This window comes from Neobacillus cucumis, assembly GCF_016908975.1.
Classification (GTDB): Bacteria; Bacillota; Bacilli; order Bacillales; family Cytobacillaceae; genus Neobacillus; species Neobacillus cucumis.
This window is the reverse complement of the sequence record NZ_JAFBEX010000001.1, coordinates 255,649-268,584: the sequence shown is the minus strand read 5'-3', so window position 1 is coordinate 268,584 and position 12,936 is coordinate 255,649. Positions and strand designations below refer to the sequence as shown.

8 protein-coding genes are annotated in these 12,936 nt (G+C 40.2%); all 8 read left to right on the top strand.

All coding sequences use genetic code 11. The annotated features are described in order from the left end of the window. The first annotated feature begins 16 nt into the window (after window positions 1-16). The gene (locus JOC76_RS29745; protein WP_239557467.1) at window positions 17-997 is read left to right on the top strand and encodes a carbohydrate kinase family protein; all 981 of its coding nucleotides are present in this window, start codon (window positions 17-19) and stop codon (window positions 995-997) included. Window positions 998-1,003: 6 nt separating this feature from the next. Continuing rightward, on the top strand, window positions 1,004-2,479 hold the full coding sequence (locus tag JOC76_RS29740) for a glycoside hydrolase family 32 protein (protein ID WP_239557466.1): 1,476 nt from the start codon (window positions 1,004-1,006) through the stop codon (window positions 2,477-2,479). A gap of 127 nt (window positions 2,480-2,606) precedes the next feature. Next, complete coding sequence (locus tag JOC76_RS01205; RefSeq protein WP_205175420.1) at window positions 2,607-3,731, top strand: Gfo/Idh/MocA family protein; 1,125 nt, start codon at window positions 2,607-2,609, stop codon at window positions 3,729-3,731. Between the two features lie 121 nt (window positions 3,732-3,852). Next, complete coding sequence (locus JOC76_RS01200; protein WP_239557491.1) at window positions 3,853-7,581, top strand: GH32 C-terminal domain-containing protein; 3,729 nt, start codon at window positions 3,853-3,855, stop codon at window positions 7,579-7,581. Window positions 7,582-7,799: 218 nt separating this feature from the next. Continuing rightward, window positions 7,800-8,885, top strand: a complete 1,086-nt coding sequence (locus tag JOC76_RS01195) for a Gfo/Idh/MocA family protein (RefSeq protein WP_205175416.1) — start codon at window positions 7,800-7,802, stop codon at window positions 8,883-8,885. A 248-nt stretch (window positions 8,886-9,133) separates the two neighbouring features. Next, window positions 9,134-10,147 (top strand): LacI family DNA-binding transcriptional regulator, encoded by a 1,014-nt coding sequence (locus JOC76_RS01190; RefSeq protein ID WP_205175414.1) that lies wholly within the window; start codon window positions 9,134-9,136, stop codon window positions 10,145-10,147. A 12-nt stretch (window positions 10,148-10,159) separates the two neighbouring features. After that, window positions 10,160-11,473: an ABC transporter substrate-binding protein gene (locus JOC76_RS01185; RefSeq protein WP_205175412.1), complete on the top strand. Its 1,314-nt coding sequence runs from the start codon at window positions 10,160-10,162 to the stop codon at window positions 11,471-11,473. Window positions 11,474-11,626: 153 nt separating this feature from the next. After that, entirely contained in the window at window positions 11,627-12,910 is a 1,284-nt protein-coding gene (locus JOC76_RS01180; protein WP_372441889.1) for a carbohydrate ABC transporter permease, read from the top strand. The last annotated feature ends 26 nt before the right edge of the window (window positions 12,911-12,936 follow it).

The window sequence follows — 12,936 nt, the reverse complement described above, 5'->3', positions numbered from 1 at the left end:
AGTTAGGTGAGTAGACATGTTCGATGTAACGGCAGTGGGTGAATTATTGATAGACTTTACGCCAGCAGGTAAATCAGAAAGTGGTGAAGTTCAGTTTGAAAGGAATCCAGGAGGAGCCCCAGCAAACGTTCTTGCAGCACTAGCTAAGTTAGGAAAAAAAACTGCGTTTATTGGTAAGGTAGGTAATGATCAGTTTGGTCATTATTTACATTCTGTTCTAGGGAGAAATAACATCAACATGAAGGGTCTTGTGTTCTCGAATGAGACAAATACAACACTAGCTTTTGTACATTTAGATGAACAAGGGGATCGGTCTTTCAGTTTTTATCGTAATCCTGGGGCGGATATGATGTTAAAGGAGCAAGAAGTCAATCTAGAGTTATTAGATCATACGCGTATCTTCCATTTCGGGTCGATATCAATGACACACGAACCTGCTGCTTCTGCCACTTTAATGGCGATAAAGTATGCGAAAGAAAAGGGTCATCTCATCTCTTTTGATCCTAATTTAAGAGTGAATCTTTGGGAGAGTTTAAGTCATGCAAAGGCTATGTTTAATGTAGGTTTACAATATGCCAATGTTTTAAAAATATCTGAAGAAGAGCTTGAATTTATCTCCGGCTCGAAAGACCCTCATACAGGAACGGATTATATTTATAAACAATACCATACCGAATTAATCTTTGTTACGATGGGGGCTGAGGGTTGCTATTTTCGATTAGGAGAAAAAGTAGGAAAATGCGGTGGTTATAAGGTGGAGTCAATCGATACAACAGGTGCAGGCGATGCCTTTTTAGCGGGCATCCTTTATCAAATACTTGAGAATAATCGTTTGCTATCTAATTTGAGTTTGGAAGATGTAGAGCAAATGGTATCATTTGCAAATACGGTAGGAGCATTAGCAACAACGAAAAAGGGGGCGATCCCGGCTATGCCATCCGTGGAAGAAATTAATGCATTAAGAGACAACCAAATTCTATATGAACAGGAGAATTGAATCATAATGAATAAAATTGATGTGAAAGAAAAATTTCGTCCGCAGTATCATTTCTCACCGGAATCAAACTGGATGAATGATCCAAATGGGATGGTTTACTATGCCGGGGAGTACCATTTGTTTTATCAGCATCATCCTTACGGAACAACATGGGGTCCGATGCATTGGGGCCATGCCGTAAGTAAGGATTTAATCCAATGGGATCACCTTCCTATCGCATTGGAACCTGACGGGCATGGTGATATTTTTTCTGGCAGTGTGGTAGTTGATTGGAATGATTCAACAGGATTTTTTCAAGGTGCTTCTGGTCTAGTAGCGATTTTTACACATGCTGACCAATATCCGGATTCAGATCGATCAAGGCAGAGACAGAGTCTTGCCTATAGTAAGGATCATGGCCGTACTTGGACTAAATATGAAGGGAATCCCGTATTAACGGAGGAATCTATCACTGATTTCCGTGATCCGAAAGTATTTTGGCATGAGGATAAGAATAAGTGGATGATGGTTCTGGCTGCGGGGAACCATGTAAGGTTTTATAGTTCAGACAACCTAATATCTTGGGAGTTTGCTAGTGAATTCGGTGCTCAAGCTGGATCCCATGCTGGTGTCTGGGAGTGTCCTGACATCTTTAAGTTACCGGTTGACGGAAAAAAGGATTCGAGCAAATGGGTGATGATTGTAAGTATTGGTAATGATACTGCATTTGCCGAGGGTTCAAGAACACAGTACTTTATCGGTGAATTTGATGGTATCTCGTTTACCAATGATAACCCTGATGACACAGTTCTTTGGCTTGACCATGGAAGAGATAATTATGCTGGAGTAACATGGTCAGATATTCCACATGAAGATGGACGGCGGCTCTTTATTGGCTGGATGAGTAATTGGAAATATGCGAATGAAACCCCAACCGTCGGGTGGAGAAGTGCCATGACCCTTCCGAGGGAGTTATCATTAAAAGAAACCTCCGATGGCGTTAGACTTATTCAAGCTCCAGTGGCTGAGCTTGAAAAAATCAGAGGGGAAAAACAGTCATGGGATCAGTTCATTCTTGAACCAGAGAAAAATGTTTCAGTTGACGTTAGTGGAAATCTTTTAGAAATTATTGCTGAATTTGAACTGCAGTCGGCAACAGAATTTGGTATCAAAATTCGAAATTCTGATTCAAACGAGACCAAAATAGGATATGACGCTGTAAATGAATTCCTTTTTGTTAATCGGATTAACTCGGGGGTTACTGAATTTAACGAATATTTTCCTTGTATGCATGGAGCTTCGTTAAAGTCGGAAAATAATAGAATTAAACTGCAAATTTTTGTTGATAGTTCATCCGTCGAAATTTTTGCGAACAATGGCCAAATGGTGATCACGGATTTAATCTTCCCTGATCCTAAAAGTACAGGGATTGAATTATATACCACAGATAAGAAAGTTAAATTAGCCTCGTTAGCGATCGTTCAATTGGCTTCGATTTTTTAATGACTAGCTTTTTCTGAACTGCTGAAGTTAATTGTTATTTCAAATTAAATGAATTATTTGAGTAAGGGCAGATTTGCCCTTTTTCAGTCATTAATTGAGCATAAAACACATAATAGGAGGGCATTTCATGCAATTAGGCTTCATTGGATGTGGAGTTATTTCAATTGAGCATGTTGAAGGATTAGTGGAGTTAAAGAAAAAAGGACTTGAAACATTTGAATTGTCAGCAGTATGTGACATTCAGGTTGAACGAGCTGAATATTTTGCCTTAGAGGTGGAAAAACGGTTAGGAAAACGGCCTGCTGTATATTCTGATTATCGTGTAATGTTAGAAAAAGAACAATTAGATGCGGTTTCTATTTTGGTTAATCATGATTTGCATCATACAGTAGCTGAAGATTGTTTTGATGCGGGGGTAAATGTGCAGATACAAAAGCCGTTAGCCATTTCCCCGTCTTTTGGTCACAAAATGATTTCTGATGCCCAAAAGTATAATCGTGTTCTAACGGTTTCAGAACCAAGCTTATTAGGTGCAGCAAATGTCGCGATGGTAAATGCCGTAAAAGATGGAATAATTGGTTCTGTTTCTTTCATTATGGATTATGCGACAGTTTCTTTAAATCGAGGATTTTTCGCTGGTACTCCGTGGAGGCATATGAAGGGTAAGGCTGGGGCTGGCTGGATTAATGATCACGGTGTACATCGAGCACACTTCTTTACTGAAATTAATGGTGCGATTGATGAGGTTTTTGCCTATACAGAAATTTTTGAAAAAGAATTAAGTAATGGTGAAGTGACAATTAAACCTACTGGAGAAGATACTGCGGTCACTGTATTTAAATTTAATAATGGGGGACTGGGACATTGGATGTGTGCCACATCGGCTCATGGTGAAAGAACTGGAGGTGTATGGATTTATGGAAATAAAGGATGTCTTCGTCCGGGACAGCATGTAGCACTTGAAGATGGAAAAAGAATTTTAATACCAGAGCTAATTGAAAGATATGCATCGGATATTGTTAAACATCCATTTGCCCATTCCTATGTGGAATTATGGGATGCAATAGTTAAAAATAAGACCCCTATTTCTAGTGCTCAGAGAGGTCTAGAAGCATTAGGCGTTGTATTTGCTGCACTAGAATCCGCAACTATTGGCCTGCCTGTCAAAGTTAAAGACATCCTAAATGGTAAAAAGCACAAATATGAAGATACAGTTTTTGATGAGATGGAATCTAAAAAAGTGAATTTATAATCGGCCCTAATAAAGATATGAATCTAGTAATTAATGTAATTGGAAGAGAGGAAAAAGGATGCAATCGACTTTGAAAAAATGGACTTTTGTATTTTTGTCAATCGTGCTAATCACGGCTGCAATGGGAACGATTTTTACTCATCCTACGACAGGCAGGGCAACTGTATCGACTGAAAGTGGGGAGGGGTCAACTATTAATGAAAGCACAACCAAAGCAAATACAAATCTAACAGACTGGCAAGTGAAAGGGAAAGGCATATTAGAAGACACTGAACAGGGACTTTTGCTCACTTCAGAACCTAAAGAAAATGTCATGGCGATATCGGGTGTTACTTCGGAAGATTTTATTTATGAAGCCGATGTAAAACTCATCGACAAGAACGCAGATGCCACATTAGTGTTCCGATCAAATGAAGATGGCTGGGACTCGTACATGCTGCAAATCGTGCCAAATGCTGGAATTATTCGTCTTCGTGATGCTCGTGATGAGTCGAGATTAAAAGTCGAACACCAAGTGAATTTGCAAGAAGAAGGGATCTATCATCTGAAGGTAAAGGCGGTTGGTGATCATCTCCAAGTTTATTGGGGGGATCATTATGCTCCTGTCATTGATATTCATAACAATCTATATAAGAAGGGATTACTTGGACTCAACGTATGGGATGGATCAGCCTTATTTCAAAATGTAAGCGTTAGCAAACTTTCTGCTAATCTAGGTTCTCCTCAATATGAGGAAGGAAGCTGGGAACCCGCCATCAAAGGTCTGAAGGGAATGGCGGTTGATGGTGTGAAAGCAAAGAAAATCTATAATAAGAGTGAAAGCGACTTTGTTCTTGAAGGAAATATATCCTTTGATGAAGATCAATCGGAAGCAGCTCTTTTGTTTCGTTCAAATGAGCAAGGAACAACTGGATACCAGGCGGTGCTAAGAAAAGAAGGAAGCACTGTCCAAGCACAATTGGAGAAAGCGGACGGTACTGTACTTCAGACATCTGACCGTACCTATACGACTCAGAATGGTACCAAACACCATCTTGAAATTATCACAAATGGCAGTCAAATTGAGCTGTATATTGACGGATATACCGATGCAGCTGTAAAGGTGACGGATACGACCTTCAGCACTGGCTTTGCCGGTTTTACCGTTAAAGCAGGTACTGCATACTTCCAAGATGCTTATCTTGTTCCAGCATCCAGCTACTATACGGAAAAATATCGACCAGATTATCATTATACACCGGCTCGAGGATCTGTAAGTGATCCGAATGGGCTTGTATATTTTGAAGGCGAGTATCACTTATTTCATCAGGATGGGGGAACCTGGTCACATGCGGTAAGCAAGGATTTGGTGACTTGGAAGCGTCTCCCGATTGCTTTACCATGGAATGACCTTGGGCATGTTTGGTCAGGGTCTGCAATAGCAGATGAAACGAATGCTTCCGGTTTATTCACCAATACGGGTGGTAAGGGGCTTATTGCGTATTACACTTCATTTAATCCAGATGGACCAAACGGTAATCAACGGATTGGTCTTGCCTACAGTACAGATGATGGACGTACATGGGAGTACTCAACGGAACACTCCATTGTCATTGAGAATCCTGGCAAGAATGGCGACGATCCAGGCGGATGGGATTTCCGTGACCCGAAAGTGGTTCGAGACGATGCAAACAATCGGTGGGTCATGGTTGTATCCGGAGGAGACCACATTCGCTTCTTTACTTCAACTAATTTAATAGAGTGGAAGCTTACCGATAATTTTGGTTATGGAGATTATGTTCGCGGCGGTGTTTGGGAATGCCCTGATCTTTTCGAACTTCCGGTAGACGGCACAGGGGAGAAGAAATGGGTTCTGATGATCAGTACAGGAGCCAATCCGAAGACACAAGGATCCGATGCGGAGTATTTTATTGGTAATCTAACAGCTGAGGGGAAATTTATTAATGATAATCCAGCGGGTGCGGTACTGAAAACGGATTACGGGAAGGAGTTCTATGCGTCGACGTCCTTTGCCAATATGCCTGATAACCGCCGTGTAATGTTGGCGTGGATGACCAACTGGGATTACCCATTCGCCTTTCCAACGACAGGATGGAAGGGAGAACTGACCATTCCAAGAGAGGTAAAATTGGTGAAAACTGATGATGGAGTCAGACTTGCACAAGCACCGATTAAAGAACTGCAGTCTATTCGCAGTACCCTATTTCAGGCGCAAAATAAAGTAGTCAATTCGACCAATGCTTCCAGCTTGATGAAGGGAATCTATTCAGGCGCTTTTGAAATAGAAGCGGAGGTCGAAATCCCTGCAGACAGTAAAACAACTGAATTTGGTTTTCATGTTCGTGAGGGGGCTGACCAAAAAACAGTTGTTGGGTACAAAACAGAGGACAATCAATTATTTGTCGATCGTGCAAAATCAGGAGAGACTGATTTCTCCAGCCTTTTTTCCACTTTACATGAAGCACCTTTAAAACCAGATAATAAACATATCAAACTGAATCTATTTGTAGATGATTCTTCGATTGAGGTATTTGCTAATGATGGGAAAGTAGTTTTTTCTGATGTGATTTTTCCCGATCCATCAAGTCGAGGCATCAACTTCTACACAAAGGGCGGCGAGGTGAAGGTTGTATCCTTAAAAGTCCATTCGCTCTCCAATACTTGGAACCCATACGGAGATGAGGCCACCAGTATTGTTATGGATTCAAATCAAAGAGAGATGAATATTGGTGATTCGCTTACTTTATTTGCTTCCGTGAAAAATGGAAAAGGAAGGGGAGCTCAGCCAATTGAGTGGAAATCGAGTAATCCGAATGTAGTGAAGGTTGCCTCCGCAGCTGACTCCAAAGCCGTGCTTAAAGCAGGAAGCAAAGGAGAAGCGACTATTACTGCCACTTTACCAAATGGAAAGGCTTCTTCAAGTGTTGTTATAAAAGTGTATGATGGTGAATTCTATACCAATCTAACAGGATGGAAATCAGATCTATCTTCCTCCCACTGGACCATAACCGAAAATGGAATTCGTGGTACGTATACAAGTGATGCAAACTATGTGGCAAAGGAAACAGCGGGAGACTTTACGTATGAAACAGATATGATGCTGGGACAATCAGGAGGAGCAGGTTCTATTCTATTCCGGGCAAGTGAAGATGGCAGAAGCGGTTATTACTTCAATCTTGATCCAAATATGAAATCGTTCCGTCTTTTTTACAAAATTGACGGCCGCTTTGAGGACCGTATGGTTATTGCAAAAGTGCCATCCTTTATTCAACCAGGTAAGACATATAAAGTAAAAATAGAAGCGAAAGGTCCTCACATCCAGATTCATGTAGATGGACAAAAAATTATCGATTTACAAAATGGGACCTTTGCAGAAGGACATTTTGGGTTAAATGTATTTGGAGGGCAAGTTTCCTATCAGAATGTGAATGTCAGCAATCCTTCCTCAGCTGATTTAACTGTTACGAGCTTTACAAATAAAGTACTGGGCAAAGCACTTTATACAGCTAAGTCAGAGAACGGTGAGCCTGTGACAATAACTGATGCTGACAAAGCTACAGATTGGACTTTAATTCCAACTGGTGACGAATACGGTTCTTATTCGATACGTACTGAGGGCGGCAGGGCGCTTGACCTGGATACGGGGCAATATAAAATTCAGCTCTATAATTATCTAGGCTATAACAATCAGCGCTGGATTCTTACAAAAAATGAGAATGGAACTGTAACAATTACATCTGTTCATAACGGGAGGGCACTTGAAATATCCGAAGAGGGTTTCTTGACACTAAACGATTGGAATCCAGATTTAGAGCGCCAGCAGTGGACCCTTTCAACTGCAATTAGATAAAGTTCCAAAAGAAAAGCATTCGAAGCGCGTACCGCACGAAATGCTTTTTCTTTTGTGTTCGTAGGAAGCCCGATTGCAAAAATAGCAAAATAGTATATGTTTCCATTAAATGGTCTATGTTTTATCTATTCTGTACCATGTATGATAAGTTTATATTTTTTGAGCGCTTTCTTTCTGGGGGATAAAACAAGACAAAGGAATGGATGGAGGAAACGAACATGACTAAAAAATTAAGGGTAGGTATCATTGGATGCGGTGGTATTGCGAAGGGGAAACATATGCCTAGTTTGGCAAAACTATCACAGGTAGAAATGGTAGCTTTCTGTGATATTGAAGAAGAGCGTGCCGATGAAGCAGCTACTAAATATGGTGCTGAGGGTGCTGCTGTTTATATGGATTATAGAGAACTATTAAAGGATGAGACGATTGATGTGGTTCATGTTTGTACACCTAATGATTCGCACGCAGATATCACCGTTGCGGCATTGGAAGCGAACAAACATGTCATGTGCGAAAAACCAATGGCCAAAACAGCTGCCGATGCTAGAAGAATGGTTGAAGCTGCAAAAAGGGCAGGAAAGAAATTAACAATCGGGTACCAAAACCGTTTTCGTACGGATAGTCAGTACTTGCAAAAGGTATGTGAACGTGGTGATTTAGGCGAGATTTATTATGCGAAAGCCCATGCGATTCGCCGCCGTGCCGTTCCAACTTGGGGTGTATTCCTTGATGAAGAGAAGCAAGGCGGTGGTCCGTTAATTGATATTGGCACACACGCACTGGATTTAACCCTATGGATGATGAATAATTATAAACCTAAAGCGGTATTAGGTAGTATCTTTCATAAGCTTGGACAAAAGAAGAATGCCGCAAATGCTTGGGGACCGTGGGATCCAGAGAAATTTAAGGTCGAAGATTCGGCCTTCGGATATATTACGATGGAAAATGGTGCCACCATCATGCTTGAATCCAGCTGGGCCATTAATATGCTGCAGACAGGAGAAGCCAAATGTACACTGTGCGGGACAGAAGGCGGTGCAGATATGTGGGATGGTCTTCGCATCAATGGAGAGGATTTCAGCAAGTTATATACAAATCACATCAATTTGGATGCCAAAGGTGTTGATTTTTATGATGGTGAAACGGAAAGTGCTGCTGAACTTGAGGCAAGAATGTGGATTGAAAGTATCTTAAATGATACGGAACCGGTCGTTAAACCCGAGGAGGCACTTGTAGTTACTGAAATTTTAGAAGCCATCTATAAATCTGCTCAAACAGGTGAGGCCATATATTTTAGTAAATAAAAAGTACCGAATAATGGTATAAGATACTCCATTATAACCCTGGTTTAATGTCAACCAAGGTTATTTGACTTGAATATTTAGATAGATTTTAAGGCTATTATATAAACTTTGAAATCTATTACTTTTATAAAAAATTATGTTGAAATTGGGAGGTAAATCCATTAAAGTAAAAAATGTAATCGCTTACTTGAAATCGATTACAAGTAGAGAGAAATCTTTTTAAGAGGAGGGAAAAGGGGGAATTTTGTTTGGCAACGATTGCTGATGTAGCAAAAAGAGCAGGGCTTTCAAGAGCTACCGTTTCAAGGGTACTTAACAACCACCCAAATGTAACGGAGCATAAGAAAAGGTTGGTTCGGGAAGCAATGGAATCGTTAAAGTATGTTCCAAATACAACTGCTCAAAGGCTTCGGAACCAAAGAACAGACACCATTGCGATAATAGTTCCGGTCCTTACCAATCCATTTTTCGCCTATTTACTAGAGGCGATGGATATGGTAGCAACTACGAACCATTTTCAGTTACTTATTTGCCAAACAAGATATAGTAAGCAAAAGGAACTGGATTTCCTGGAACTATTAAGAACAAAACAAGTAGATGGTTTAATATTAACTTCCTATGAAAATGATTGGAAACAAATTGAACCATATTCAGCGTTTGGCCCCATGGTCCTATGCAATGAATATGAAAGAAACTCAAATGTACCAATTATTCGGATGGATCAATTTGAGGCGAGCTACATAGGAACACGGCACTTAATTGAACAAGGTCATGAAAGAATCGCGTGTACCTGTGGTGATAAAAGTAACTTAGCTAAAGATCGACAGGCCGGTTACAGGAAAGCTCTTGTTGAAAGTGGACTTTTGGTTCATGAGGAATGGATATTTTCAAATGTATTCGACATTGAGGACGGTAAAAGGGTATTCAGAACGATGATGAATTTGAAAGATGCACCTACAGCCGTTTTTACTGGGAGTGACCAGGTCGCAGCGGGAATGATTATGGCAGCTAAAGCGATGGGTAAAAATGTACCAAGTGATATTGCCATCCTTGGTTTTGATGACCAGCCCATTGCTAGAGTGGTAGAGCCGGCTCTCACAACCATTAAACAACCCATTGAAGAACTTGGAAAGACAGCAATGGAAGTAATGATTGATTATATTAACTTAAAAAAAGATGTCACCCACCAAGAGATTCTATTACCCTATGATTTGGTAATTAGAGATTCAACTATGTCAAAATTGAAATCGATTTCAATATAAGGGGGAAGAACATTGAAAAAGACGAGAAAAGCAAAACTTTTAGCCGTATTTGCTACATTATCCTTGGCACTAGCTGCTTGTAGTTCCGACCAAACAAGTTCACAGGAAAAGTCAGCTGGAGATAAGACCAAGACAGCAACAGAGCAAAAAGTAAAATTAGTATATGCGCGTGGGAAGGATGTAACAAAGGGAACAGAAAAAATGGTGGAAGCCTTTGAAGCGTCCCATCCAAATATTGATGTTGAGTTCCGGGAAATGCCGTCCGATACAGGAAAGCAGCATGATGCATATATTACGGCTTTTAATGCGAAATCTTCTGAAATTGATGTTATTGATATGGATGTTATTTGGCCCGCTGAATTTGCCCAGGCTGGTTATGTGCTTCCACTTGACCGCTTTATCCAGCAGGATGGAATTGACTTAAGTGAATATAACCAGGGAGCTTTAAATGCAGCCCAGTTTAACGGCAAACAATGGGCCCTTCCTAAATTTGTTGATGCAGGTCTACTATACTATCGAAAAGACTTAGTTAAAGCAGACGAAGTCCCAAAAACCTGGGATGAGTTATTGGCAAAGGCAAAGGAAAAGAAGGGACAAGGTAACACACAATTTGGTTATGTATTCCAAGCTAAACAATATGAAGGTCTTGTGTGTAATGCTGTAGAATTTGTTGCTTCTTATGGCGGAGCATTTATTGATAAAAATGGCAACGTAGCCGTTAATAGTCCAGAAGCAATTAAAGGTTTAAAGAAATTAGTTGAGGTAGCTAAGTCAGAGGTAGTACCAGGTAATGTCACAACCTTTACTGAAGTGGAATCAGACCAAGCCTTTATTGAAGGCCAAACTGTATTCTTACGTAACTGGCCATATGAATATGCTAGTGCAAATGATAAAGACAAGTCCAAGATTGTAGGACAGGTTGGTGTAGCACCGCTTCCAGCAGGTGATAAAGGATCTGCGGCGGCACTAGGCGGTTGGATGGCTGGTATCAATAAGTATTCCAAGCATCCTAAAGAAGCTTGGGAATTCTTAAAGTTTATGGCAGGAGCTGAGGGGCAAAAGATTGATGCCATCTACGGCGGACACGCTCCAACTATTACAAAGCTTTACCAAGATCCAGAGATTCTTAAAGCGAACCCAACTTTTGCTGATAAAGGCTTCGTAGAAGGCTTAAGTGCAGCAGTTTCTCGACCAGTCGCTCCAAATTACCCTGAGATTTCTGAGATTATTCAAATTAATATTTCAAAAGCCATTGCAGGGGAACAAACCGTGGAACAAGCGGCTCAAAATATGGAAAAAGAAATGAAGGCAGCCCTTAAGAAGTAATAGTTAGAAGCTGGGATTAGCCTTCCTCTTGGAGGGCTAATCCGTTTAAATCCCTAAAAAGGAGGGGTTAACGTGAAAAATAGTGCCCTTAAAGTAGAAACAGATGATTATAAAGCACCCATTAGAAATACCTCTATGACCTCGAAAAAGAAAATGAAAAAACTCTTTACGGAGAAAACGGCAGGATATTATCTTGTGGCACCTGCTATGATCTTAATCTTCCTCATAGCCATTTGGCCTGTATTGCAATCCTTTTATTTTAGTTTGTTTGATTTAAAATTAAACAATCCTACAAAATCAGAAGTCCATTTAAGTTATGATATCGACCTGGAACGCTATCTGAATAACTATCCGTTTTTAATTGGAGCCATTGACAATGAAATCAAGAATGGAAATGGCGCCAAAGAGCTTCAACCCATTAAAAATCAACTTCAATCCTTAGATAAAAAGATTCACAGTAAATCTGATATCAGTTCAAAATATGATTCCGTTAACGATAAGTTAATGAATTTTGAACAGGTTAGCTCCGATTTAAGCATTGTAGAAATTAACAGAACAATGGCTAAGGAATATGAAAATACATCTGAAATTATCGATAATAAAATCCAGAAATTATCCCTTAAGGTTAAGTTTTCTCAAGAGAAGAAACTCCTTGGTTTAGCTTCAGGATATGGAGACGCGCTTATACAGCCTAATTTTATCGGCTTCCAACATTATAAAGAGAATTTAACCTCAAGCAGAATGTGGAAGGCAATCGGAAATACTACCACATTTACAATTATCTCAGTCTTTGTGGAACTCGTTCTTGGACTAGCGATTGCCCTTTTAATCAATAAGGCATTCATTGGACGTGGTCTCATTAGGGCAAGCATTCTGATTCCTTGGGCTATTCCTACCGCAGTTTCCGCACTTATGTGGAAGTTTTTATACGATGGTCAAAATGGTATTGTCGCCAAAATTTTTGCCGATATTGGGTTAGTTGATAAGATGGAAAAACTTCTTGTAACTGACACGGGAGCTATGTTTTCGGTCATCTTTTCTGATGTATGGAAGACCACTCCGTACATGTCTTTGCTGCTATTAGCGGGGCTCCAAACCATTCCGGACTCCCTTTATGAGGCAGCTTCCATTGATGGTGCAGGAAAATGGAAACAATTCATGAAAATTACTTTGCCTTTATTAAAGTCAAGCATACTTGTTGCACTTCTATTTAGAACACTTGACGCTTTCCGCGTATTTGACTTGATTTACGTTCTAACCGGTGGTGGACCTGCCAACTCTACTGAAACCATTTCTATTCTCGCTTATAAAGTGATGTTTTCTCAAACGAATTTTGGTGATGGTTCTGCCCTCTCTGTCATTGTATTTATTTGCGTAGCCATTATTTCAATGATTTATATCAAGTTTTTGGGCAGAGATTTACTAAATGACCGATAAGGGGAATCGACCTTACACCATTTTTT

What these genes read in the sequence shown, in the direction of transcription:
- JOC76_RS01200 (WP_239557491.1), top strand. Translation starts at nt 3,853, where the DNA reads ATGGGAACGATTTTTACTCATCCTACGACAGGCAGGGCAACTGTATCG.
- JOC76_RS01205 (WP_205175420.1), top strand. Translation starts at nt 2,607, where the DNA reads ATGCAATTAGGCTTCATTGGATGTGGAGTTATTTCAATTGAGCATGTT.
- JOC76_RS01195 (WP_205175416.1), top strand. Translation starts at nt 7,800, where the DNA reads ATGACTAAAAAATTAAGGGTAGGTATCATTGGATGCGGTGGTATTGCG.
- JOC76_RS01180 (WP_372441889.1), top strand. Translation starts at nt 11,627, where the DNA reads ATGAAAAAACTCTTTACGGAGAAAACGGCAGGATATTATCTTGTGGCA.
- JOC76_RS29740 (WP_239557466.1), top strand. Translation starts at nt 1,004, where the DNA reads ATGAATAAAATTGATGTGAAAGAAAAATTTCGTCCGCAGTATCATTTC.
- JOC76_RS29745 (WP_239557467.1), top strand. Translation starts at nt 17, where the DNA reads ATGTTCGATGTAACGGCAGTGGGTGAATTATTGATAGACTTTACGCCA.